24 protein-coding genes are annotated in these 23061 nt (G+C 58.5%); 14 read left to right on the top strand and 10 right to left on the bottom strand.

What is annotated here, in order from left to right; genetic code table 11:
• Positions 1-90: 90 nt before the first annotated feature.
• Both IGW03_RS28610 and IGW03_RS28615 read right to left on the bottom strand, forming a co-directional pair.
• Positions 91-519 carry a hotdog fold thioesterase gene (locus IGW03_RS28610; RefSeq protein WP_194725932.1) on the bottom strand — a complete coding sequence of 143 codons (429 nt, stop codon included), beginning with the start codon at positions 517-519 and terminating at the stop codon, positions 91-93.
• A gap of 173 nt (positions 520-692) precedes the next feature.
• On the bottom strand, positions 693-1925 hold the full coding sequence (locus tag IGW03_RS28615) for a flavin-dependent oxidoreductase (protein ID WP_194725933.1): 1233 nt from the start codon (positions 1923-1925) through the stop codon (positions 693-695).
• A gap of 312 nt (positions 1926-2237) precedes the next feature.
• On the opposite strand from IGW03_RS28615, the gene IGW03_RS28620 reads away from it, so the two are divergent.
• The 3 genes from IGW03_RS28620 (at position 2238) to IGW03_RS28630 (ending at position 4688) form a co-directional block, all read left to right on the top strand.
• The gene (locus tag IGW03_RS28620; RefSeq protein WP_194725934.1) at positions 2238-2729 is read left to right on the top strand and encodes a MarR family winged helix-turn-helix transcriptional regulator; all 492 of its coding nucleotides are present in this window, start codon (positions 2238-2240) and stop codon (positions 2727-2729) included.
• A 184-nt stretch (positions 2730-2913) separates the two neighbouring features.
• On the top strand, positions 2914-4053 hold the full coding sequence (locus tag IGW03_RS28625; RefSeq protein WP_194725935.1) for an ABC transporter substrate-binding protein: 1140 nt from the start codon (positions 2914-2916) through the stop codon (positions 4051-4053).
• 158 nt (positions 4054-4211) lie between these two features.
• A complete protein-coding gene (locus tag IGW03_RS28630) occupies positions 4212-4688 on the top strand; it encodes a GNAT family N-acetyltransferase (RefSeq protein WP_194725936.1) in 477 nt (158 codons plus the stop codon).
• A gap of 147 nt (positions 4689-4835) precedes the next feature.
• On the opposite strand, the gene IGW03_RS28635 is transcribed toward IGW03_RS28630, so the two are convergent.
• Positions 4836-5030 carry a hypothetical protein gene (locus IGW03_RS28635; protein ID WP_194725957.1) on the bottom strand — a complete coding sequence of 65 codons (195 nt, stop codon included), beginning with the start codon at positions 5028-5030 and terminating at the stop codon, positions 4836-4838.
• A gap of 206 nt (positions 5031-5236) precedes the next feature.
• On the opposite strand from IGW03_RS28635, the gene IGW03_RS28640 reads away from it, so the two are divergent.
• Complete coding sequence (locus IGW03_RS28640; protein WP_228536156.1) at positions 5237-5950, top strand: DUF2242 domain-containing protein; 714 nt, start codon at positions 5237-5239, stop codon at positions 5948-5950.
• Positions 5951-6043: 93 nt separating this feature from the next.
• A complete protein-coding gene (locus IGW03_RS28645) occupies positions 6044-6295 on the top strand; it encodes a hypothetical protein (protein WP_194725937.1) in 252 nt (83 codons plus the stop codon).
• 134 nt (positions 6296-6429) lie between these two features.
• Here IGW03_RS28645 and IGW03_RS28650 read toward each other — a convergent pair whose 3' ends face one another.
• Complete coding sequence (locus IGW03_RS28650; protein ID WP_194725938.1) at positions 6430-7143, bottom strand: SRPBCC family protein; 714 nt, start codon at positions 7141-7143, stop codon at positions 6430-6432.
• 26 nt (positions 7144-7169) lie between these two features.
• Between IGW03_RS28650 and IGW03_RS28655 the strand changes: the two genes are divergently transcribed.
• The gene (locus IGW03_RS28655) at positions 7170-7724 is read left to right on the top strand and encodes a hypothetical protein (RefSeq protein WP_194725939.1); all 555 of its coding nucleotides are present in this window, start codon (positions 7170-7172) and stop codon (positions 7722-7724) included.
• A 96-nt stretch (positions 7725-7820) separates the two neighbouring features.
• Here IGW03_RS28655 and zwf read toward each other — a convergent pair whose 3' ends face one another.
• Entirely contained in the window at positions 7821-9290 is a 1470-nt protein-coding gene (zwf, locus tag IGW03_RS28660; protein ID WP_194725940.1) for a glucose-6-phosphate dehydrogenase, read from the bottom strand.
• A gap of 351 nt (positions 9291-9641) precedes the next feature.
• Here zwf and IGW03_RS28665 point away from each other — a divergent pair, with 351 nt between their 5' ends.
• The 4 genes from IGW03_RS28665 (at position 9642) to IGW03_RS28680 (ending at position 12770) form a co-directional block, all read left to right on the top strand.
• Entirely contained in the window at positions 9642-11246 is a 1605-nt protein-coding gene (locus tag IGW03_RS28665) for a catalase (protein ID WP_194725941.1), read from the top strand.
• A 111-nt stretch (positions 11247-11357) separates the two neighbouring features.
• A complete protein-coding gene (locus tag IGW03_RS28670; RefSeq protein ID WP_228536157.1) occupies positions 11358-11942 on the top strand; it encodes an ankyrin repeat domain-containing protein in 585 nt (194 codons plus the stop codon).
• A gap of 35 nt (positions 11943-11977) precedes the next feature.
• Positions 11978-12391, top strand: coding sequence for a hypothetical protein (locus tag IGW03_RS28675; protein ID WP_194725942.1), 414 nt, complete (start codon positions 11978-11980; stop codon positions 12389-12391).
• Positions 12381-12770 (top strand): hypothetical protein, encoded by a 390-nt coding sequence (locus tag IGW03_RS28680; protein WP_194725943.1) that lies wholly within the window; start codon positions 12381-12383, stop codon positions 12768-12770. The genes IGW03_RS28675 and IGW03_RS28680 overlap by 11 nt, the downstream gene beginning before the upstream one ends.
• Before the next feature lie 208 nt (positions 12771-12978).
• Here IGW03_RS28680 and IGW03_RS28685 read toward each other — a convergent pair whose 3' ends face one another.
• Positions 12979-13386 carry a hypothetical protein gene (locus IGW03_RS28685; RefSeq protein ID WP_194725944.1) on the bottom strand — a complete coding sequence of 136 codons (408 nt, stop codon included), beginning with the start codon at positions 13384-13386 and terminating at the stop codon, positions 12979-12981.
• A 68-nt stretch (positions 13387-13454) separates the two neighbouring features.
• Between IGW03_RS28685 and clsB the strand changes: the two genes are divergently transcribed.
• A complete protein-coding gene (gene clsB, locus IGW03_RS28690; protein ID WP_194725945.1) occupies positions 13455-14699 on the top strand; it encodes a cardiolipin synthase ClsB in 1245 nt (414 codons plus the stop codon).
• Positions 14696-15700, top strand: coding sequence for a lysylphosphatidylglycerol synthase domain-containing protein (locus tag IGW03_RS28695; protein ID WP_194725946.1), 1005 nt, complete (start codon positions 14696-14698; stop codon positions 15698-15700). Before clsB ends, IGW03_RS28695 begins: the two co-directional genes overlap by 4 nt.
• 28 nt (positions 15701-15728) lie before the next feature.
• On the opposite strand, the gene IGW03_RS28700 is transcribed toward IGW03_RS28695, so the two are convergent.
• On the bottom strand, positions 15729-16550 hold the full coding sequence (locus IGW03_RS28700) for a nucleotidyltransferase family protein (protein ID WP_194725947.1): 822 nt from the start codon (positions 16548-16550) through the stop codon (positions 15729-15731).
• Between the two features lie 160 nt (positions 16551-16710).
• On the opposite strand from IGW03_RS28700, the gene IGW03_RS28705 reads away from it, so the two are divergent.
• A complete protein-coding gene (locus tag IGW03_RS28705) occupies positions 16711-17463 on the top strand; it encodes a metallophosphoesterase family protein (protein WP_194725948.1) in 753 nt (250 codons plus the stop codon).
• Between the two features lie 33 nt (positions 17464-17496).
• Here IGW03_RS28705 and IGW03_RS28710 read toward each other — a convergent pair whose 3' ends face one another.
• The gene (locus IGW03_RS28710) at positions 17497-18882 is read right to left on the bottom strand and encodes a diguanylate cyclase (RefSeq protein WP_194725949.1); all 1386 of its coding nucleotides are present in this window, start codon (positions 18880-18882) and stop codon (positions 17497-17499) included.
• A 534-nt stretch (positions 18883-19416) separates the two neighbouring features.
• Between IGW03_RS28710 and IGW03_RS28715 the strand changes: the two genes are divergently transcribed.
• Positions 19417-20598 carry a pyruvate kinase gene (locus IGW03_RS28715; protein ID WP_194725950.1) on the top strand — a complete coding sequence of 394 codons (1182 nt, stop codon included), beginning with the start codon at positions 19417-19419 and terminating at the stop codon, positions 20596-20598.
• A 512-nt stretch (positions 20599-21110) separates the two neighbouring features.
• On the opposite strand, the gene IGW03_RS28720 is transcribed toward IGW03_RS28715, so the two are convergent.
• Positions 21111-22004 carry a LysR family transcriptional regulator gene (locus tag IGW03_RS28720; RefSeq protein WP_194725951.1) on the bottom strand — a complete coding sequence of 298 codons (894 nt, stop codon included), beginning with the start codon at positions 22002-22004 and terminating at the stop codon, positions 21111-21113.
• Positions 22005-22792: 788 nt separating this feature from the next.
• On the bottom strand, positions 22793-22999 hold the full coding sequence (locus IGW03_RS28725; RefSeq protein WP_194725952.1) for a hypothetical protein: 207 nt from the start codon (positions 22997-22999) through the stop codon (positions 22793-22795).
• Positions 23000-23061 lie beyond the last annotated feature (62 nt).

The following is a 23061-nucleotide window of genomic DNA, read 5'->3' on the forward strand; positions in this document are numbered from 1 at the left end:
GTGCTTGCCTTGGTTGAAGCCGCTGCAGCAAGGGCTGCAGCGGCTTCAACCTCCGCACCGATGACACCGAGCCAGGGAACGTAAAAACAGTTATTGCGCGCGTTCCAGTATCGACATGGTGATGCGCGATACGCAGGCAAGTCGCTGCGAGCTGTCGTAGATCATGATCTGCCAGACGTGGCTGGAGCGGCCGAGATGAATCGGTGTCGCCTTGCCGTGCACGTAACCTTCCCGCACGGAGCGGACATGATTGGCATTGATGTCCATGCCGACTGCATAGTGGGTTTCCACATCGACTGCGAGATTCGAGGCAGCACTCCCTAACGTTTCGGCAAGCAATACCGAGGCGCCGCCGTGCAAAATGCCGAATGGCTGCACCGTGCGTTTGTCTACCGGCATTCTCGCTTCTATCCAGTTGTCGCCGAAGTCGGTGAACTCGATACCCAAGTGTTCAACTGCCGTGCCTTTATGCATGCGGCTCAGGCTTGGAAGGTCGAAAGGCGTCTTCCAAATTGTCATTAATGCATCCTTTCAAAACGCAATGTAGGTACAGTGCCGGAACAGCATGCAAGATGCAAGCCGGAGCCGGCTGACAACCGTTACCCATCATAACAAAAAGGATGATGATGCGATGTTGCGTTATTCCAATATGGCTTCATGAAATGACACATGAAGCCGGACCGGGTTACGCGTCACGTGCGGACGGAATCCTTGTCGAAGCCTGCGAGGCGTTTGTAGCGCATCGAAATCGATTCCAGCGTTTCCTGGGGAATAACGTCATTGACGTGCTTGAAACCATCGGGCGCACGTTCCTCCGCCAGCTGCATGACCTGCTCAGGGCCGTTCATGCGGTTGCGCAGGACGATTCCCGCTGTCCGCGGCAGACGTTCCGCCTCGTATTCGCGCAATGCGTAAGAGATATTGCTGTCGCCGGTAAGGCAGTCGCAAAGATAGCGTGCATCAAGAATCGCCTGCGCGCTGCCGTTCGAACCGATCGGATACATCGGATGCGCGGCGTCGCCCAGAAGCGTGACGCGTTCGAAGGTCCAGCGCGGCAGGATGTCGCGGTCAACCAGCGGGAATTCATAGATTTCGGTGGCGCCGTTGATGATCGATGGAATATCGATCCAGTCCCATTTCCAGCTTTGGAAGGGTTGCTCGAAGACGGACTTGTCGACCTTCCGGTTCCAGTCGGTCTTGGGCAATGCGCCGTTCGGCACGCGCAATTCCGCAATCCAGTTGATCAGAGAGCGGCCCTCCTTGCGCAGCGGCTCCGAGATCGGATAGCAGACAAACTTCTGATCCTGATGCCCGGCCATGAACATGCTGCGGCCATCCATATAAGGCTCGGCCTCGGTGACCGCGCGCCACAGCATGCGGCCCGAAAAGCGCGGCTCGTCACCGGCAGGATACAGAAAGCGCCGTACTGCGGAATGGATGCCGTCAGCTCCGACCAGAATGTCGGACTCGACTTCGACATCGCTGCCGTCGGCGCGGCGGGTGAAACGCGACACGACCTTGTCGGCGACCTGCTCGAAGGAGGCGAAAGCATGTCCCGCGTGAATACGGTCGGCGCCGATGCGCTCGATCGCAATCTGCAAAAGGGTCATCTGCAATTCGCCGCGATGGATGGAAAACTGGGGATAGGGATAGCCGGCTGCGCGTCCACGCGGTTCGCGCCAGATTTCCTGTCCAAATTTATTGAAATAGGCAAGGGTGGAGGTTTCAATTCCTTTTCCCGCCAGCAGCTGTTCAAGGCCAAGCTGGCACAATTGCTGACTGGCATGCGGCAGCAGGTTGATGCCTACGCCAAGCGGCTTGATTTCATTGACCGCCTCGAATATTTCCACTTCGACGCCGCGCTCGTGCAGCATCAATCCCAGGGTGAGTCCGCCGATGCCGGCGCCCGCAATTGCAACCTTCATGTCTGTCTCCTCGAATGACGAATTGTCCGCCTGCATCCATTGTAAGCGCCCGGCGGGGAGGCGCCTGTATTGTTCTACTATATAACAGTTATGTAGATGAACACAAGAATCAGAATTAAAGGAATGCGAGTTAAAGGGAGCGTCTGCCGCCGTACCGTATCATTGGGATTTGACGGACTGAAGCGATACAATGCCGACTAAGCGCCATCTGCATGCGGACAGTCCGAATCAAGACAGCTCGATTCAGGGCAGGCTGCTGCGGAACAGAACGAAGCAGGCGAATTGCCGCGCATGAGTCAATAGGGGGTTGATTTGTCCAGAAGTGAAAAGCCGGAATCCAAAGAGAATGCATTTTTCTTCAACGCCAGAATCGAAGGCATCGAATATGACATTCTCGATGACCTGATCGGATATGCAGTCCGCCGGGCCCAGATCAGCATCTATGAAGACTTTTCGGCTTCCCTGGCTGACGAAGGCATTACGCCCCAGCGGTTTTCCTCCCTCGTCATCATCGAGAACAATCCGGGAATTTCTCAGACGCGTCTGTCCGAGGTCATGGGGATTGCGCGCTCCGGTGTCGTCGCTATCATCGACAAGTTCGAGGATGCCGGGCTGGTTGAACGGCAGGCGTCCGGCGACAGGCGTTCCTACAATCTGCGCCTGACGAAAGACGGCCAAAAACAGGTGCGGCGCTACAAGAAGGCCGTGCAGGAGCATGACAACCGCATCGCGGGTGCCTTGACTACGGCGGAAAAGGAGCAGCTACGCAAGCTGCTGAGCAAAATTTGCATGCGCAGTCAGTGAGATATCTTCGCGCCGCAGGGAGGACGCGGATATTCTCAATGCGGACTTGCATAAGCAGTCCACACTAATTATAGTGAGGAACTGTTACGTATCATAACAATAACAGGAGCCTGCAACGTGCGTCACTTCAATCGCACAACGGCTTCGGTAGCGAATTCATTACCCGCTTTTTCAAGGAGACACGATGAAAACAGGCTTCAAACCCCTTTTCGCCGCAGTGCTGGCAGCGCTCGCTGCGGGCTATGCGCATGCCGACATTACCATCGGCGTCAGCCTGCCGCTGACCGGACCTGCATCCGGACTCGGCATTCCGACCAAGAACGGCATTTCGCTCTGGCCCGACACCATCGGCGGAGAAAAGGTCAAGCTTGTGATGCTCGATGATGCTTCCGACACCACGCAATCTGCGAAGAACGGAAGACGGCTGATCACCGAAGAAAAGGTGGACGTCATCGTCGGCTCCACCGCTACCCCGGCATCGGTCGCGCTGGCGGACATCGCCGCGGAAGGCGGGACGGTCCAGATTTCCACCTCGCCGGTCGACCTTCCCGAAGGCAAGGGCGCATGGACCTTCCGGGTCGCGCAATCCACCCCGCTGATGGCCGGCGCGATCATCGATCACATGAAAAAGGCGGGCGTCAAGACCTATGCTTACCTCGGCTATTCCGATGCTTACGGTGAAACCTGGCTGCGTTCCTTTACGGCCCTCGCCGACAAGGCCGGCCTGAAATCGGTGGCGACCGAGCGCTTCGCGCGTGCCGACACCAGCGTCACAGCGCAGGCGCTCAAGATCGTATCGGCCAAGCCGGATGCCATCCTTCTCGGCGCGTCCGGCAGCGGTGCCGCCATGCCGCACAAGGCAATGATCGAGCGCGGTTACAAGGGCAAGATCTATCAGACTCATGGCGCAGCTTCCCGCGACCTGATCAGGCTCGGCGGCAAGGATGTGGAGGGCTCCTTCGTCGTGGCCGGATTGGCCGTCATGCCGGAAGGGCTGCCGGACAGCCATCCGTCGAAGAAACTGGCAACCGAGTTCGTCGAGCGCTATGAAAAGCAGTTCGGTGCAGGCAGCCGCAACCAGTTCGCCGCGCACGGCTATGATGCGCATCTGCTGCTGCAAGCCATCGTGCCTCAGGCGCTGAAGAAGGCGAAGCCCGGTACGCCGGAGTTTCGTGCCGCGTTGAAGGATGCATTGGAATCCACCAAGGGCATACCGATCACGCAGGGCGTCGTTCGCTATACGTCGAAAGACCATTTCGGACTGGAAGACAATGCGCGCGTGATGCTCACCGTCGAAAACGGCAACTGGAAGCTCGTTCCCTAAGCACGTACGCAGGGCGCTGAAGGCGGTATGCTTTCAGCGCTTCCCTTCCCATGCTTTTCTTGCTGGCGCTCCGGAATCGCCTTCAGTGCGGTCGTTAGCCATCGGTCATTCGTCTTTGATAGACTGACCCGCGTTGCCACAATGCCAAAGGAAAAGCCATGCCGGAAGACATCCTGATTCGCCGGGGAGAAGCGCGCGATGCCGATGCGATTGCTGCCTTCAATTGTGCAATGGCGCTAGAAACCGAAGGAAAGGAGCTTCTGCCGGAAGTCATTGCCGCCGGGGTCAGGGGATTGATCGGCAATCCCGGACTGGGTTTCTATCTGATTGCGGAATCCAGCGGACGCGTTGTCGCCTCCTTGATGATCACGACCGAATGGAGCGACTGGCGCAATGGCGTCTTCTGGTGGATACAAAGCGTGTATGTTCAACCGGAATGGCGGCGCAAGGGTATCTATTCCCGTCTGTACAGCTTCGTCAAGGAAGCGGCTGCAGACAAGGGCATCTGCGGCTTCCGGCTTTATGTCGAGAAAGATAACAGGACCGCTCAGAGTACCTACCGTTCTCTCGGCATGAAGGAAACCGACTATCTGATGTTTGAAGAAATGAAGCCCGGCATCCGTTACTGCCGATAGGGCGGCTTCCTGATGCCACAAGCCTTGTGGCATTCAAGCTGAACAAGCGTTAAAGCCGCTACCGGCATCGAAGTTTTGTCCCAAGGGCGTGAGCCTCACCGGTCCTCGGCCGCTTGCTCCTCTCGACGGTAATGGCTCTCACACACCTCACGCGTCTCCGACCGTTTCGATCACAATGCCGCTGCCGCCGCAGTTTGCGCACTTTGCCTGATCAGGCATGCGTCCGCTGCCGCCGCAGACCGGGCAGGTATTTTCACCGGTTTGCTCCGTTCCAGGCGCGGCCTGATCACCGGGGTTTTTTGTCGATGCCGCCGGCATGTCGGGGGAAGTAGGTTTGCTCATGAAATCTCCTGGTTCATGCTGCCTGTTGATTCGCTGGCCGGCATCCAATGCCGGCATGAGTGAACGCAGAAATTGGATTGCGTTGCCGGGACGAGGTTCTTGCCGAAGGAATCGGCAGGGCGTGGCAGAACAGCGGCCTCATTTGCCCGGATTGTCGCTATACTTTCGGGCGGCAATCGGGCCGGCGGAAATGAATCGGATTGCCATTGCATCATCTTCCTGCCATGGCGGCTGTGGTGCCGTCGGCGGGAAAGGCGTCCGAACAACCGAATAAATCGACAAATCAACAATTGAAGGAACCGGCTGGACACTGTTTTCAGATGCATATGAATACCTTAATACGTTGCCGACAATTCGCTTATTCATGGGTTGCCTTGTGCTGCCTCGGCCTGTCAGCCTGTACTTCGGTGCCATCGCTGCACGCCCAGCATGCGGCACATGCCCAGCCTGAGGAATTTTTGTCTTCCGCTGCCTATACCCAGAGCTTTCCCGGCACGGAACGCCAGACCTGTGAAGCAGCCCGTCGGGCCTTGCTGAGCCAGGGTTATGTCATCGGCGAATCCGGCGGTGCGACGGTCAAGGGGCGCAAATACTTCCAGCCGGAAGCCGATATGCACGTGCAGATAGAATTTCATGTCACTTGCGCGCCGAATAATCTGGGCAGCAACAGCGCAACCGCCTTTGCAAACGCAGTGCGGGACCGGTACACGCTCCGGAAGAGCAGCAATTCCGCCAGTCTGGGCGTGGGTGCACTGGGTTCGATATCCTTGCCTTTCGGCAGCTCGGACGACGCACTTGTAAAAGTCGCAAGCGAGACGATTCCAAACAAGCAGTTTTACAGCCAGTTTTTTGAATTGCTGGAGCGCTATCTTGATCCGACCGCCGCCGCGGCCCAGGCCGAAGCCGACAAGCCGAATTAATCCGCCAACCTGCCGGAACCCATAGCAGGTGTTTGTATCCAAGACCTTCCCGGACGCAAGTCTTGGTAATGTTTAACTTTTGTAGGAGTTCGGATGGCCGACGAAGCAGATGTAGCAAGCGAAAATGAACAAAAAATGCTTGAAGCGATTATTGCCAAAGGCCGCCAAGGTGCCGGAACGCAGATTGCGGCGCGCGCCGATGGCGGCTGCTTCAATGACTGCGGTGATCCTGCCATGCCCAATGCCGCCTTTTGCAGCAAGGAGTGTGCGGAGGATGTGGAAAAACGCATGAAGCTGGCCGGGCTGGTCGGCTCCTTTTCGAGAGCCACCGAGCAGGCCACCTGACAGCCCGCCTCCTTCAGGGGGCGGCACGCATTGCCGATGGCATGTCAGGCGCAGTGCATGACTGACACCTGGTGAAACCCGGCTGCTTCACATCACTCAATGACCAAGGCCAACCGCAATACCGGTTGGCTTTTTCATTTCTCTTGACGGCTTGTTTCTGCCGGTTCCTGTCCCTGTCCTGCGGCTGCCGAGCCTCCTGCGGACTGTCCCGACGCGGCACCGGCATTTCCCCGAGATCCTGCCGAGGGCGCATTCGCTGTCGCAGCCCGTTCACGGCCCGCGCGCCTAAGAATTTCCTCGCGCAAGCTCGCGAATTGTTCGCGTGTGCGTCCTGCGATGATGTTGGGACCGAGGCCCGGCGGCACCCAGGTGTTGGGTACGGATTCGCTGTGATAAAGGATGCGAGTCGTATTGCCTTCCGACACCAGCTGCGTAATCGCCTCTCCCTGCTTGACGGTGCCGCCTACGGCTTTCGAAATGACTTTAGAGTAAGGCGTCAGCACGATGTCTCGCACCGATTCGAAAGGAAATGACAGAGGGCCGTAGGCAACCTTGCCAGTCTGCTCGATACGCAACCTGTTGCCTTGCTGCTCCAAGATCTTGCTCGAATTCAGATTGGGAAAGAAATCGGCCATGTGGTCATAGTCGGTCAATACTTCCCATGCGCTGCGCAGGCTCGCCTTGACCGGCATGCCGACATCGATGACGACGGTCGATCCAAGCTTGCGTACCGTGACCTCGATGTCGTCCGCCCGGCTTTCTCCTTCCTCACTCCATGCCGCGACCGGGGCAAGCAGCATTGCGGACAGTATCGGTAGCAGCGCGATGGCTTTGATCCGTCGTTGCATCTTGGTGTGTTCCTGAGGTTTCAAAAATGCCCTGGACCGTCTTAAAGATGGTACGTCCGGCAGTCAACGTCAAAGGTGCCTTATTGGACAGAACAATCGCTGAAATATTCCCGAACCGCAGGTCCCTCAACCGTATCAGCAACATGCGACCGGTCATTTATCGAGGTAGCATTCGGCCTTGGCCATTTCGGCACGGTCATTTGCAGTTGGGAAAACATGCCATGCATGTTGCTGCAAGCTGCTGTGCATTCAATCTGGCGGCGCCAGTCAATACATATATCCGTAGGGAGAATTCAATGAAAGTCGACATGGATGTGAACAGGCTCGATGAGATGCTGGACATGTGGAAAAAGTCCGTCGATCTGCAATTGCCGATGATGGATGATTTCAAGATCCGCATGATGCAGAACCGGCGCCCCATACTTGAAAATCTCGTGCAGACCGGCACCGGCTGGACCTTGATGCTCAGCTGCATGGAAGCGGAAGAAGAAAGCGGGGAACTTGCGGCGCTCAAGGACCGCGTGAAGCAGTTCGTTGCCTGGGCGGCTGCCGAGATCGACACCCTTGATGCCATCCGATAGTTGACTGGAGATGATCGGCAGCGCCGTTCGCCGTTCGTCAACGCCGGCGGCGCCGATCAAGGAATCGTCCGCCACCGGCGTTGTGCTTGCCTGTGTCTACTCGAGCCAGTTCATTCCTTCGCGCGCTAGCAGCGCGGCCGAGGCATCCGGTCCCCAGCTGCCGGCAGTATAAGGAAGCGGGCGTTCGCCGAGTTCCTGCCATCCTTCCAGGATAGGGTCGGCCCAGGACCATGCGGCTTCCAATTCGTCGCGCCGCATGAAGTGCGTCAGGCGTCCGCGCACGACATCGATCAAAAGACGTTCATAGGCTTCGGCGCGCCGCTGTGAAAATGCTGACTGCAGATCCAGATTCAGGCTGACCGGAAGCATTTGCATGCCGCTGCCGGGCTGCTTGGCCATCAGTTGCAGCTGTATCGATTCTTCGGGCTGAAGATGGATCACCAGGCGATTGGCGGTGGTGCGCGGCGCATCAGGAAAAATGGAAAACGGCGGATTGGCGAACTCGATCACGATCTGCGACAGGCGCTTCTGCATGCGCTTGCCGGTGCGCAGGAAGAACGGCACATTGGCCCAGCGCCAGGTATCGACATAAGTGCGCAGCGCCACGAAGGTTTCCGTGCGGCTGTCCGTCGGCACATCGGCCTCGTCGCGATAGGCTTTCACGGCTTCGCCGTTGACCGCGCCCGAGGAATATTGCCCGCGCACGGTGTCGCGCGCGATATCGCCAAGGCGCATGCGCCGCAGCGAACGCAGCACTTTCAGTTTCTCGTCACGCACCGCATCGGGATCGAGCGAGACCGGAGGCTCCATGGCAATGATGCACAGCAGCTGCAGAAGATGGTTCTGCACCATGTCGCGCAAGGCGCCGGTGCCGTCGTAGAAGCCCGCACGGCTGCCGACGCCTACCGTTTCCGCCACCGTGATCTGCACGCTGCGGATGTTCGGCGCACGCCACAAGGGTTCCAGGATGCCGTTGCCGAAGCGCAGCACCATCAGGTTCTGCACGGTTTCCTTGCCGAGGTAATGGTCGATCCGGTAGATCTGCGACTCTTCGAAGTACTTGCCCACGGCGAGATTGATCTCGCGCGCCGAGTCCAGATCATGGCCTAGCGGCTTCTCCAGCACGACGCGGCTTTGCTTGTCGACCAGGCCGTTGGCCGCGAGGTTTTCGCAGATGTTCATGAAGATCGTGGGCGCGGTGGCAAGATAGAACACCCGCTCCACGCCCGGGCGAGAAGCTCGCGCCAGTTCGGCGTAGGTTGCGCCGTTGGTTGCATCCAGGGGCACATAGTGCAGCAGGCCGAGAAATTCCTGCCAGGCTTTGGTTTCCAGGTTTTTTGCCTCGATGAATGACTGGGAGCGCTCCTGGACGAATTCGATATAGCCGGCCCGGTCATAGGCATGTCGGCCCACGGCGATGATACGCGTCGATGCCGGCAGGTTGCCATGCAGGTGCGCCATGTACAGCGCCGGAAGCAGCTTGCGCACGGCGAGGTCGCCGCCTCCGCCGAAGATGATCATGTCAAGGGGTTGCAGCGGTTCTGTCGAAGTGGTTGATGTCGCCATGATGAAGAATTCGGTTTGTTGGTCGGTGATGCGGTGACTCAAAAGGCGGCCGGAACATGCCTGCGGTGCAGGCATGTTCCGGAAACGGCTTGCAAGATTCAAGCCTCTTGCAGAAACGCAGCAGTGAAATCCGTTTGGATTTCCTGCTTTTTTACAGGAACCACCTCGTTGCAGATTTCTCTATATCGCTGACGCGTTATCGCGGTGCGATTGTATTTGCGAATGTTCCGAAGCGCCGCCGTAAATGGCCAAAGCGTCGATTGTATTAAAAAAATTGAATTTTATACAAGTCGGCTGCCGGCCTTCGGATTCCGTATTCCCTGAGAAAGCGACCATGAAAGGAACTCTGTCTTGAGCAGCGATCGTCCTATTCTGACCACCCGCCAGGGTCATCCTGTGAGTGACAACCAGTCATTGCGTTCCGTCGGCGAGCGCGGACCGGCAACGCTGGAAAATTATCAGTTCATCGAAAAGATCACCCACTTCGACCGCGAGCGCATCCCCGAACGAGTCGTCCATGCCCGCGGAACGGGCGCGCACGGCTATTTCGAGGCCTACGGCAAGATCGGCAACGAACCCGCGCAAAAATATACCCGTGCCAAGGTGCTGACCCAGACCGGCGTGCGCACCCCGGTGTTCGTACGCTTTTCCACCGTCATCGGCGGCAAGGATTCGCCCGAGACTGCGCGCGATCCGCGCGGGTTTGCGGTCAAGCTGAAGACGGTAGACGGCAACTGGGACCTGGTAGGCAATAACCTGAAGATCTTCTTCATCCGCGATGCGATCAAGTTTCCCGACATGATCCATGCGTTCAAGCCCGATCCGGTAACGAACCGTCAGGAGCCATGGCGCTTCTACGATTTCGTCTCGCAATCGCCCGAGGCGCTGCACATGATCACCTGGGTCAAGAGCCCTTGGGGCATTCCGGCAAACTATCGGGAAATGGAAGGCGCCGGCGTCAATACCTACAAGCTGGTCAACGACGAGGGCGTGGCCCACCTGGTGAAGTTCCACTGGCAGCCGAAGCAGGGCGTGCGCAATCTCACGGCGGCGCAGGCGGCGGAAATCCAGGCGCAGGATGTAGGCCATGCGACCCAGGATCTGTACGCCGCCATCGAGCGCGGGGATTTCCCGGAGTGGGAATTCTGCGTGCAGATCATGTCCGACGACGATCATCCGGAACTGGATTTTGATCCGCTCGACGACACCAAGCGCTGGCCGGAAGACAAATTCCCCTTGCTGCCGGTCGGCCGCATGGTGCTCGACCGCAATCCGGACAATGTCTTCGCCGAGACCGAGCAGTCCGCTTTCGGGACGGGCGTCCTGGTCGACGGCGTCGATTTTTCGGACGACAAGATGCTGCAGGGGCGTACCTTGTCCTACTCGGACACGCAGCGCTACAGGGTAGGGCCCAATTACCTGCAGCTGCCGATCAATGCGCCGCAGGAGCAGGCACGTGCAAGGACCAACCAGCGCGATGCGCAGATGGCGTACTACGTGGACGACAGCGGCGTCAACAAGCACATCAATTACGAGCCTAGTTCGCTGGGCGGACTGCAGGAGTCGCCGAAGCCCGCGAAGGAATATCACCAGTGGGTGGAGGGCCATCTCGGCCGGTACCAGACCACCCGGACGTCCGACGATTACAGGCAGGCCGGCGAACGCTACCGGACCTTCGAAGACTGGGAGCGCGAGGAACTGGTATCGAACATCGGCGGCGACCTGAAGCAGTGCCCGGAGCCGATCCAGCTGCGCATGGTATGGCACCTCTGGCATTGCGACGAGGACTACGGCCGCCGGGTGGCCGAAATCGCCGGCGTCGATCTGAAGCGCGCCAAGGCATTGCCGCCGCTGCCCGGCAAGCCGGCTCCGCATGAGCGGCGATCGGGTTCGACCTATACCAGCGGGAAGAAGGAAGCCGCTGCGAAGACACAGGAAACGGCGCCCGCGAAATAGATCGGGAGCGGGGCGCGGCGCGGCAGTGCCGTGTCGATTGGCTGCGTACGCCAACGTGAAGCGACAGGCAGAGACAGTCAGAGACAGATAGCGACAGCGAAAGGAAAATCCATGCAGGACAATGCAGGTGGCATTCGGCGGGATCTCCCAAAGGGAATGGACCGCGAAACGCTGGAGTTTGCCCAGCAGGTCTTCGAACTTGTCCGCAGCGGATATGCCGACCGGCTGAAGCCGCTGCTGGAACACGGCCTGCCAGCCAACTTGCGCAACCAGCGCGGCGACAGCCTGCTCATGCTGGCCAGTTACCATGGACACTTCGATGTGGCCGAGGCGCTGCTGTGCCACGGCGGCGATACCGAACTGCGCAACGACATGGGGCAAACGCCGCTTGCCGGCGCCGCTTACAAGGGCGATCTCGCCATGGTGAGGCTGCTTCTGGAACATGGCGCGAATGTGGAAGGCGCCTCTCCCGACGGGAAAACGGCCCTGATGATGGCTGCCATGTTCAACCGGGCGGAGGTGGTGAAACTGCTGCTTGCTCATGGCGCCGATGCGCATGCGCGAGACGACCGGGGCATGTCGCCGCTTGACGCCGCCCGCGCCATGGGCGCATCCGATACGGCGGCATTGCTGGAGGACTTGAGCTGGCGCGCTGAGGCGCTTTCAGTATCCGAAACAAGCGGGACGGCCCAATAATCTTCGGTGGCCGCCATGTGCGGCCAAACAATTTCATGACATCACTATTTCGTATATCTCCTATCACGAATCGAAAGCAGACCGGCAAGATTCCTGGTAGTAGTATGCGCGTGTCTCCTCCAACTCTTCTTGAATTGGATTTGCCCGCAGCCGATCGGCTGTCGGGCTTTTTTTTGCGGTACTACCGCATCACCTTGCCGGTCACCCCGGCTACGCAACCGCGGGTAAGTTCCGCACCGGCGCAGGCATGCGCAGGCAGAGAGGCGTTCTTGAATATTTACCGTGGCCTTATGGTCGACAGTCGGCGCAGTCAATCGAGGTACTTCAACCGGAAACAGCATCGGCGCGGAAAATATTTTTTGCTGGAAGGCGTTGGCGTCTTGAAGATCAACCTGTGCACCCTCAACTTGTCGGCTACAGTTTTTAACGGATGCAGCTATGAGCAGTGATATTTGCGAGAAAGTGGATGTATCACGGATCTTTATCCATCGTTTGAACGGACTGGCTTCCGAAGCGCGTGTTTCTTCCGTCGAGGCGGCGAACACGGTGCTCGAAGGCTGGGCCGCGGAATCCTCGCAGGAGGATGAAGACCAGTGCGAGTTCAAGATCGTCTTTGAAGACGGTTTCTGGTACCACGGCAAGATGCCGATTACTCCTACCGGCAAACGGGTTTCGCTGGCCCGCTATGTCAGGAAGCAGCTCGCCGCGCTGGCGGGTACGGAAGGCAAGAGGCGCTCTTTGCCGAAGGATGACAGCCCCGAACTGGCTCCGCTGGGTGCTGATGTCGCCGAATCCGCCAAGATGGCGCTCGACTACTACAATATCTGACTCTCCCTTCCGGAGCTCCGGATGCACGTGCCGTCTTCCCTGGCGGCACGCAAAGCCTTGGTCGGCCTGATCCTTCCAAAGTGCATGGTCGGTCAAAATCTCCGGTCAGTCGATGCCGAATAAGGCATTTCCGGCATCGACTTTCACTTCTAGCCGCGACGGCTGCCTGACGAAGGCAGCGCGCTCAGTGGCCCTGAGCCTGCGCGGCTCATGATATTGCGCCTTCCTCCCGCAACCAATGCACGAGTTGCTGCAAGCCGTGCGGGCTGATACCGATCGAGCTCGATGTCGAGCTGCTGCCTTCCGTGTTCTGCCTGATCTGGATCTGTACCGGCGCCTTGCTGTCCGGTTGCAGCGTCACGATCAGCTGTTCATTGCCAATGTCAGTGGAATTCTGCAGCACTGCTTTTCCCAGTTCCAGTTCATGGAATGTTGATTTCATATCATCCTCAATAGGAATGCGCCGCGCCTGCTTCTGGCGGCACGGCGGCTGTTGAAAAATGTCCAACCCCGAGGCCGGACCGTCTTCACAGTTTGTTTTGAATTCGGCGAATTTCAAGCATTCGTTACGCCCGGTCACGTAAGCAACTGCATTGCGATAAAAACCCTTTTCCACGGTAAAGATCAAAACACCATTGTCGCGGTTCTGGTATTTATGACAATAGTTCGTCAGGAGGCTGCGCAGTGGCTCAACAGTGGATCAAAGGCAACAAATTCACCTTGCTCGAAAACGGAGAAGAATTTTTTCCGCGCGTGTTTGAAGTCATAGCCAACGCGCGCAGGGAAGTCGTTCTCGAAACATTCATTCTTTATGAGGACAAGGTAGGTCTTGCCTTGCGGGAAGCCTTGCTTGCGGCGGCACGCCGCGGGGCGAAGGTCGATATCACCATCGATGGTTTCGGCTCGCCCGACCTGTCGGACGAATTCATTTCCGGCCTGACGGAGGCCGGAGTGCGCGTCCATGTCTTCGATCCCGGCATGCGGCTGTTCGGACAGCGCACGAATGTATTCCGGCGCATGCACCGCAAGATCGTCGTGGTGGATTGCGAACGGGCTTTTATCGGAGGCATCAATTATTCCGCGGACCATCTGCTCGATTTCGGACCCGAAGCCAAGCAGGATTATTCGGTCGAGATCGAAGGGCCGATCGTTGCCTATATCCGGCGTTTCGCCTACGCGGCCATGACCGTGGACAAGTCCGGCTGGCGATGGCCCCGCTTCAGGAAAGCGCCGGCGCCGGAGCGGCTGCCAGTTTCCGGACAGGCGGAGGCGCTCTTCCTCTGGCGCGACAATCACCGGCACCGCGACGACATCGAGCGCCAGTACCGCCTCGGCATTCGCCTTGCGAAGAAGCGGGTCATCATCGCCAACGCGTATTTCTTTCCGGGCTATCGGCTGCTCAAGGAATTGCGCAAGGCGTCCCGGCGCGGCGTCGAAGTGGTGCTGATCCTGCAGGGCATGCCGGACATGGCCATCGTCAAGTTCGGGGCCAGCATGCTGTATTCGCACCTGCTGCGCGCTCGCGTGCGCATCTACGAATACTGCGCGCGGCCTCTGCATGGCAAGGTGGCGCTGGTCGACGACGAATGGGCCACCGTCGGCTCCAGCAATCTCGATCCGCTCAGCCTCGCGCTCAACCTCGAAGCCAATGTCTTCATCCATGACCGCGAATTCAATCATCAGCTTTACGAGAAGCTGAGCTATCTGATGCAGCACAGCTGCAAAGAGATACAAGCAGAGGAATTGCAGGAATCCAGCTGGTGGCGCCGCGTGCGAGGCTTCTTCCTGTACCACATCCTGCGCCGTTATCCCAGCTGGGCCGGCTGGCTGCCGGCACATGCGCCCCGGCTTACCGTGCTGGCTTCCGGTGCCAGCTCGACCGCGCAGCACAAGGATACCGAGCGCGTTACCGAAACGGCGCGCACATGAGGCCCGCGCAACAGGATCAAGTCCGGCCTGCGGGTGCCGTGGCGAAGCAGTCTTCGCAAGGTCTGGCCGGCAAGGCATGGTGGCAGTGGCTCAAGCGAATCGCCAAGATTGCCTTCTTTGCGGCAGTCGCCTATCTGCTGTTCACGCAGGCGCGCTCCATCGAATGGGACAAGGTGCTGGCGGCCTTGAAGGATCGCCCGCTGCAGGGTTTGATGATCGCGGCGGTGCTGGCGGCGTGCAGCCATCTGCTGTACAGCTGCTTCGACCTGTTCGGCCGGCAGGCCACCGGCCACGGCCTGCCGGTTCCCAAGGTCATGACCGTCAACTTCATCAGTTATGCATTCAACCTCAACTTCGGGTCGCTGATCGGCGGCGTGGCGTTCCGCTATCGGCTCTATTCCCGCCTGGGACTCGATACCGAGGTGATCACCCGCGTCCTGTTCATGAGCATGATCACCAACTGGCTGGGATACCTTCTGCTGGCCGGATTGTCGTTCTGGCTGAATCCCATCGATGTGCCCAAGGACTGGAAAATCGATCAGCAGGCCTTGCGCATTCTGGGTTTCGTCCTGTTTCTGGGAGCGGCCGCCTACGTGGCGCTCTGCGCCTTCTCGAAGCGGCGAAGCTGGACGATACGCGGCAAGGAGGTTACCTTGCCGCCCCTGCGCATGGCGCTGCTGCAGTTGGGCATATCCTCGCTTAACTGGATGCTGATCGGTGGAACCATCTACTTTCTGCTCGAACAGAAACTCGATTATCCCGCAGTGCTCGCCGTACTTCTCGTTGCGGCGGTTGCGGGCGTGATCACGCATGTGCCGGCGGGACTGGGCGTGCTGGAAGCGGTCTTCATTGCACTGCTGACCGGCGAACTGTCGCGCAACGACATGCTCGCCGGATTGCTGGCCTACCGGGCGATTTACTACCTGCTGCCGTTGACGATCGCGCTTGTACTGTATCTGGTGACCGAGGCGCGAGCGAAGAATACCGCTGCGGCAGGATAAGAAGCAGACAACACAGATATTCAAGTCCTCAATCGGACTTGTGCCCGCGCTCCTGTATCGCCTCGGTCCAGCTTTCCGCATCTTCGGCCGTCATGGTGCCGGGCGGCAGCAGGCGCGCGTCACGGTATCCCCAGCGCTCGATATCCGGCAGATACTGGGCGCGCGAGAGCAGCGTGCCCTGGCAGACATGATCGGCCGCCGGAGCCGTTTCCATTTCTCCGCGCAGCCTGTCGATCAGCGTATCCATCAGCCAGCGCGGCACGAGGTTGTGATGGTCGGGGTAGACAAAGCCGAACAGCACCAGGTGGCTGAACAGCAGGCGCCAGTGAGGATTGAATCTTTCCAGCAGGCGCTGCCAATCCATGGCGCCGCTGCCGGTGCGGATCAGGTGAGCAATGTCGGCGCCGTCGAACCGCTCCCTTTCCATGATGAAGGCCTTCGACCAGATGGTTTCCTCGACCGGACAGATCAGGACCGGCTGGCCCAGCACTTCGCCTTCCACCGCATGTTCGAACCAGGCGTCATCGACTTCCGCAATGCCGTTTCCGGAATTGAAGATCAGGTCCACGAAATGTTCGCCGCAGTGAATCTTCCCGAGCCAGTGCGGATAAGTCAGTTCGGTGGCATAGCCGTGCGGCTTCAACGCCTCGGTCAGCCGCTCGAAGTCCTTGCGCAGGATAAAGAGATCGAGGTCTTTCGTGGGGCGGGTGATTCCGGTGAACTGCGAGAACGCATAAGCGCCGCCCACCATGAACGGAATCCTGGCTGCGGCCATGCTTCGCAGCACATCCTGATAGAAGACGGATGCATGGTCGCCGTTATCCACGGCCTTGATGAGGGTGTTCTGCATGTTCGGGATGAAAGCAGTTAAATGATGAAGGTTCAGCAAAACTTATGCCACGGATTTGCGGTCACTCCGTTGTGTGCAGCATGCTTCCTGCAAGCGGGTTGGGGAACGTCTGCCGGCCGTTTGCATCGATCCACATGATCAAGTTCGAATGAGGAGTGATATGAGTTCTCCAGAGAAAGTCCGGGTGGCTGCAGTCGGCGACTTGCACTGCACCAAGACATCCGGCGGTACCTTGCGCAGTTTCTTTTCCGAGATATCGGATGCGGCCGACGTGCTTCTGCTGTGCGGGGATCTCACCGATTACGGCCTGCCGGAAGAAGCTCACGTCCTGGTAGAAGAACTATCCGGCGCAAAGATGCCCATCATCGCGGTGCTGGGAAACCATGACGTCGAATCCGGACAGCAGGATGAGGTGCAGCGCATTCTCACCAGCGGCGGAGTCAAGATCCTCGACGGTGATGCCTGCGAGGTGCATGGCATCGGCATCGCCGGTACCAAGGGCTTCGCAGGCGGTTACGGACGGGGCGCCCTCGGTCCTTGGGGAGAGTCGGTCATCAAGGCCTTCGTCAATGAAGCCATACAGGAAGCCTTGAAACTCGAAACCGCGTTGGCCAAGCTGCGCACGCCCTATCGCATTGCGATGCTGCACTATTCGCCGATCGAAGCCACGGTGCGCGGCGAACCTGTCGAAATCTTTCCTTTCCTTGGCACAAGCCGTCTGGAAGATCCCCTGATCCATTATCCGGTCCAGGCGGTCTTCCACGGCCATGCGCACCGCGGCACGCCCGAGGGCGCAACCGTGAACGGCATCCCGGTGTATAACGTCGCGCGGCCGCTGCTGCAGCGTACCTACCCCGACAGGCCGCCGTTCCGCCTGATCGAAATTGAAAAAGAGGAGCGCGTCGCCGTGTAAATTCGACAGAACGGCGTACTGTCGAGGACGGGCTCAGGCATGGTCGCCGGATGCGATTTCAACGCGGTTGCGGCCATTGCGCTTGGCGCGGTAGAGCGCCTGGTCTGCCGCAACGAAGAGTTCGGCAGCATTCGCGGTGCGGCTGTCCTTGCCGAATTGCGCAAGACCTACCGAGAAGGTGGCGCTGAACTCGCTGTCATTGCTCTTGTGCCTGATGGCCTGGAACGCCATTCGGATTTCATCGAGCACGCGCGCGGCCGCGCTGGCATCGGTAACGGGCAGGAGAACGGCGAATTCCTCGCCGCCATAGCGACCGACCACATCGCCGTTGCGAAGCCTTCGCTGCAGCAGCCGCGCGGCCGCGCGCAGCACCTGGTCGCCCACCGGATGGCCGTAGGTATCGTTGATGCGCTTGAAGTCATCGAGATCGATCATGGCCAGCGTCAGCGCTTCTCCGCGCCGCATGCTACGGGTGAGCTCGCGTTCGGCCTGTTCCTGCAGCGCCGCATGGTTGTACAGTCCGGTCAGGCCGTCGCGCATGATGAGGGTGTGCAGGGCACGGTAGCGTTCGATGCGGACCGATACCGCCTGAATCAGTTCGCCGTGCGCCATCGAGCGCGGAAAGAGGTCGTCGGCGCCGCAGCGAATCGCATCGCGCCATGCCTGCTGCGTTGCCTGCGAACTCAGCAGGACGATGGGGAGATCGAGGAATGTCTTGCTTTGCCTGATCAGCGCAGTCAGGTCCACACCGCCGCAGCCGGGCGTTTCCACATCCATCACGACCAGCTCGGGCCGGCTGTCGCCGAGCGCGCTGAACATGTCGAGCGGCTTCAGAATCAGTGTCACCTCCATGCCTGCGGCATGGAAGGCGTCGGCATAGGCGGCCGACCGCTGCCGGTCGTTGCCGATCAGGAGCAGCCGGTAAGGAGCCTGCTCCTGATGCGGGCTCAGCGCATCGAGATAATCCGCCAGGGCCTGGATATCCAGCGGTTTGAGGAAGAAGGCGTCGATGCCGGCGTGCGCCGCCTTCAGGCGCAATTCCATATGCGCATGAGACGACAGCAGCACCATGGGCGGCTTGTTCTGGCAAAGCGTGCGGATTTTCCCAAACTCGCCCAGCATCCACTCATCGAGGCCGCGGCAGCCCGCATCGATCAGTACCGGATTGACGGGAACGGCGGGAAGATGCTCCGCCAGGCTCGCCATGCTGTCGAGCGTTACCACGCGATAGCCGCAGGCGGACAGTTGCAGCGCGGCATCCTTGGCCAGCAGCGGATTGTGGTTGATCAGATAAACCATCTTGGTGGAATGCTCCGGCAGGAAGCTGGCTAGCCGTCGTCCGCACTCTTCAACCGCAGGATGCGCCAGCGCGAGGTCAGGGTTATTGGGTACTACGGCATATGTATGTTGTTGGTTCATTCTGTCTCTGTGCGAATGCTTTCAGCGAGTTGGGTAATACCTGTCAGACCTCCGGCTTCGTGTCGGCCACGCCGGCAGACGCCGCCATGCATGCAGCCAACCGGCTCTGAGCAGGACGAGGCCTGCGCTCCAGGCCCATACCTTCCTCCGGTGATTGCCGTTCCACCCTCCCGGAAAGGCAATCGCTACATCCTTATGTGGCATGCCGTGTAAAAAGTTCCAGCTGCCGGGACGGCAGTCCTACAAATGCAGACCGCGAACGCGACTGCCGCATAAGGAGGCGTGATGTGAAAAATAAGAATTTGCGATTGGCCATACCGAAGCGAGATCTTTATAGTCGGCCTCGCTTTCGAAGGAAAGCGGAAGCCATCGGGCCTGGGCATGTCTGCATGGTGGAATAAAAAATGAATGTCCATGGAACAGAATGCCCGCCATTGCCACATATCTGCAATGAGACGAGGCTGGAAGGCCGGCTCTCATGCGTATCGCGACAGCGATTGGGAGCGGGCCCACCGGAACGGGAAAGGGAAAAGCATGCAGGATGACTGGGTCGGCAGACGCAGGAGACAGACCGGGATCATGGCGACGCTGGGCACTTCCAGCAGCCATCCCGACGTCATCGCCGAGTTGCACGATGCCGGCACGGATGTCTTTCGACTCGACTTCAGCCATGGCTCGCTCGCAGCGCACCGCGATCGCTGCCGGACGATACGTGCGCTTGACCATCAATCGTCCCGTCCCGCAGCCATAATGGCAGACCTGCAGGGTGCACAATTCCGGCTTGGGCCGATTGTAGGCGGCTTTGCCAGCCTGAGCGCCGGGCAGATGCTGCGCCTGGACCTCGATGCTTCTCCGGGCAACCGCCGGCGTCTTTCCGTACCTCATCCCGAATTCTTTGCAATGGCGAGGTCGGGCGACGAACTTTTCATCGACGGCGGACGGGTGCGCCTGTTGGTCATGTCGGCCGCGCAAAGCCATATCGACGCCATCGTGCTGACCGGCGGCTATGTTGCAGATGCCAAGCGCATTTCCATTCCCGATAGCACGGGGCCTGTCGGTTTGACCGAAAAGGATCGCGCCGACGCAAGTCATGCAGCAGCAATGGGCGTGGACTGGCTGGCTTTGCCTGCAAGCTGCGGCAGCGAGGGCTTTGACGAGGCAAGGCATCTGGCCGGCGCAGAAGTCCGCTTGATGGTCAGGCTGGATAATCCGGCCGCACTGGCGCATATCAATGAAACGCTTGCCATGGCGGACGGGATCATGCTTGCACGCCAGGATCTCGCCATGAGCATGAATAGAAAGCAGATATGCAGTCTGCAGAAACGCTTGTTCGCAGACTGCGACGCTGCGGGAAAGATAATGGTCGCCGCAATACAGGCATTGGCGGACTGCGAGCGCGATGCCAATGATTGCTATCTTTCCGTCGGAGCGTTGACTGACGCGGTCCATCAAGGGGCTCATGTATTGATGCTGTCGGCCGGCTCCGCTACGGGCGCCTTCCCGGTCGAAAGCGTAATCATGATGGAACGACTCATCCGTACCGCGGAATGCGGATTATGTCCGGAGGGTTTCATGGATGCTGATCGCGCACCAGCCGAGATGCAAGTCATTGACGAGCCGGAATCTCACTGGCATCAACCGCCTCGCATCGAGATGCGGAAACGTTCAAGAGATCCTCGCATGCCGGACGATAGTCATATGCCGGCTCCTCAATAAATGAGAACCAAGACGGGGCGCTCCGCAGGTCCATTCGTTCGCCGGTTATCATGTGACGACGCCTCTCTGCCTGAATGCGAAGCATATATAGTGTTCGTGGCATGTACAGGACCAATGGGATCAGTGGTCTCTCACTCAACAAGGCTGAAGTGATGCGTCGGGATGCGTAACGCAGCAATGAACAATGGCAGCAATGAACAATGAGCGCAGCGCCGGGAAACGCGAAACGGTGCAATCTCAAGTCATGAAGTGCTGCGGGAGCAGCAGTAATCGCTGCGCTTTAAAGTCTCCACAGGAGAAGGGCGATGAAAGTCCGGCTTTTGCGGAATACTTTTAGCGGTGCAGCTGAAAACGCCCTCAGATCAGTTCTGGCAAACCCTCTCCTTTAATTCGCGGGGCGGCCATGCCCTCCGGGTTGGCAACCCTTGCCCACAACCGTTCGTCCGGTCGATAGTGCAATCTGATCCGCGAACGTGACGATGCCAATGCATGGAGTTTCCGGGGATTGACGCTTATTGTGCGCCGTCAGCAAGGTTCCAGGTATTGCGCAGGACGGCAAGCATGCCCACGATCATGGGTTCGATTTCCATGTCGGCCCGATAGACGAAGGATAGCTGCGTACCTATGGTGGCATGGCCCCAGATAACGACGTCGCCTCGGGCAGCGGCAGCGAGGGCAAGGTCCTCTCTCAGCAGAGTAAATCCGAGCCCCGCGCGCACCAGGCTGTGCGGCGAATTCAATTCGTCGGTTTCCATCACGATATTCGGCTGCAGGCCGTGCTGCCCGAACAGCATGAGCAGCAGTTGATGGATATGGCTTTTCTCCGGCGCGCCGATCCAGGGCATGGCTGCCACATCACCCCAGCCGCAGCCCGGCAGGCGTTCGGCAAAGGCCGTCGGTGCAATGACACGATACCGGACGCTTCGCAGGGGAAGGCTGGCCAGTTCGGGGCTGCTGACGGTACCGATATGGAACCCGGCTGTCATTTTTTTCGTCGTTACGCCTTCCAGTACGGCGACGGCATGAGTTGACCTTGTTTTGATGTCCAGGAGCGGCAGCGATGTCATCAATCCGTTAAGAAAACTTCCAAGCCGAAGAAAATCCGGGTCGCTGACCGTACCGACGATGACGCGTCCGGTGATTTCACCCTTGATTTCCTTGGCCCGCACCAGGGTGGCATTGAATGCATGCAGTGTTTTTTCCACTTCCGGCAACAGGATTTCCCCTGCCTTGGTCAGAGAAATTCTTCCATGACTGCGTTCAAACAGCGCTATGCCGAGTTCCTGTTCGAGCGCCTTGATATGACCTGTGACAGCAGGCTGAGTGACATGCAGTGCATCTGCCGCCTTGGTGATGTGGCCAAGCTTGGCTACCGTCACGAAGGTGCGGAGTTGGTAAATTTCCATAAACGAGACTTCTCTCCAGTTACATCCATCCCGCCGCAAACCTGCGGTTACGGTTGATTTAGCGGACTGCGGCGACGTGCAGGCGCTTCATTTGTATCATTTCCTTCGAGGCGGCAGTTGCTTCATGACCTCGACCAATCCGCTATCCAGCACGCAAATCCGCCCGGCTGAACGACTCAGACGAGGCGCATGAAAAAAAGGCAGTCACCTCTGAGTGGCGGAACGCCGCTGGCAGTTCGCCCGCGGCAAAAATATTTTTCAAGCGAGCCGAGCCGTCATTTCAGCCTGGTCTCCAGCATCCAAGGGGCGGCAGAAATCCTGACCGCTCCAGTTAATCCAGTCGCATCCACATCCACGCCGTACTGGCATGACATCCGGCGTCCTCCTGCCGGGCGTGGGAAATGCCGGCACCATTCCAGCAGCGTCTTCCCGTCCTTCGGGTTTGCATTCCTGCTGCACGCATTCTTCCGTGCTGCCAACGAGGTGCCCTGGTTTCACTTATCACGACCTGCAGGCGCTATCCGAAGCACAATGTTCTGAATTTTTATCGGGGCTTCGCGCATGTCTCCATTAAGGAAGGCGCTTCGGGATCGCAAGCAGAATCCCTTACGAAGCCTTATCCCAGTGCTCCGGCAGGCGATCGACCAATCAGCCCGAAGCAGCCGATGGCCACGGCCATGCAAATCATCGTCTCCTTGTTCGGCTCATGAAAAACCCAACGAGACTATAAAAGTCTATGCCGGCAATTACCAATAATAAAACGTTATAAAGATGAAAATTTTAATTTATCAGGCAACGCTTAAGCCAGACAGGATAATGGCCAAAGGTGAAATGTAATCAACTACTTTTTCATTGTGTTGTGTAAAATCTTCTTGGTTGAAGATGACTGTCGGATGTTCGACTTCCGGTGTGGGAATCTCAACGGAAGGATTTAAGGCTACGATGAACAACCCATCGGTTTTGAAATGTTCTTCGACACGATCGGGTTGATTCAACAATCAGCGACGTATTGCGCCTCGTTTAGTGCCCTAACGGGCTGTATGTAGGGCGCTCTCGC

The organism is Noviherbaspirillum malthae (assembly GCF_015352985.1).
In the GTDB taxonomy this organism is placed as follows: Bacteria; Pseudomonadota; Gammaproteobacteria; order Burkholderiales; family Burkholderiaceae_D; genus Noviherbaspirillum; species Noviherbaspirillum malthae.

Excerpts from the sequence above, each read along its gene's own strand:
- IGW03_RS28610 (WP_194725932.1), bottom strand. The coding sequence starts at position 519 with ATGACAATTTGGAAGACGCCTTTCGACCTTCCAAGCCTGAGCCGCATG.
- IGW03_RS28615 (WP_194725933.1), bottom strand. The coding sequence starts at position 1,925 with ATGAAGGTTGCAATTGCGGGCGCCGGCATCGGCGGACTCACCCTGGGA.
- IGW03_RS28625 (WP_194725935.1), top strand. The coding sequence starts at position 2,914 with ATGAAAACAGGCTTCAAACCCCTTTTCGCCGCAGTGCTGGCAGCGCTC.
- IGW03_RS28630 (WP_194725936.1), top strand. The coding sequence starts at position 4,212 with ATGCCGGAAGACATCCTGATTCGCCGGGGAGAAGCGCGCGATGCCGAT.
- IGW03_RS28635 (WP_194725957.1), bottom strand. The coding sequence starts at position 5,030 with ATGAGCAAACCTACTTCCCCCGACATGCCGGCGGCATCGACAAAAAAC.
- IGW03_RS28645 (WP_194725937.1), top strand. The coding sequence starts at position 6,044 with ATGGCCGACGAAGCAGATGTAGCAAGCGAAAATGAACAAAAAATGCTT.
- IGW03_RS28650 (WP_194725938.1), bottom strand. The coding sequence starts at position 7,143 with ATGCAACGACGGATCAAAGCCATCGCGCTGCTACCGATACTGTCCGCA.
- IGW03_RS28655 (WP_194725939.1), top strand. The coding sequence starts at position 7,170 with ATGCCCTGGACCGTCTTAAAGATGGTACGTCCGGCAGTCAACGTCAAA.
- zwf (WP_194725940.1), bottom strand. The coding sequence starts at position 9,290 with ATGGCGACATCAACCACTTCGACAGAACCGCTGCAACCCCTTGACATG.
- IGW03_RS28670 (WP_228536157.1), top strand. The coding sequence starts at position 11,358 with ATGCAGGACAATGCAGGTGGCATTCGGCGGGATCTCCCAAAGGGAATG.
- IGW03_RS28675 (WP_194725942.1), top strand. The coding sequence starts at position 11,978 with ATGACATCACTATTTCGTATATCTCCTATCACGAATCGAAAGCAGACC.
- IGW03_RS28680 (WP_194725943.1), top strand. The coding sequence starts at position 12,381 with ATGAGCAGTGATATTTGCGAGAAAGTGGATGTATCACGGATCTTTATC.
- IGW03_RS28695 (WP_194725946.1), top strand. The coding sequence starts at position 14,696 with ATGAGGCCCGCGCAACAGGATCAAGTCCGGCCTGCGGGTGCCGTGGCG.
- IGW03_RS28700 (WP_194725947.1), bottom strand. The coding sequence starts at position 16,550 with ATGCAGAACACCCTCATCAAGGCCGTGGATAACGGCGACCATGCATCC.
- IGW03_RS28705 (WP_194725948.1), top strand. The coding sequence starts at position 16,711 with ATGAGTTCTCCAGAGAAAGTCCGGGTGGCTGCAGTCGGCGACTTGCAC.
- IGW03_RS28710 (WP_194725949.1), bottom strand. The coding sequence starts at position 18,882 with ATGAACCAACAACATACATATGCCGTAGTACCCAATAACCCTGACCTC.
- IGW03_RS28715 (WP_194725950.1), top strand. The coding sequence starts at position 19,417 with ATGCAGGATGACTGGGTCGGCAGACGCAGGAGACAGACCGGGATCATG.
- IGW03_RS28720 (WP_194725951.1), bottom strand. The coding sequence starts at position 22,004 with ATGGAAATTTACCAACTCCGCACCTTCGTGACGGTAGCCAAGCTTGGC.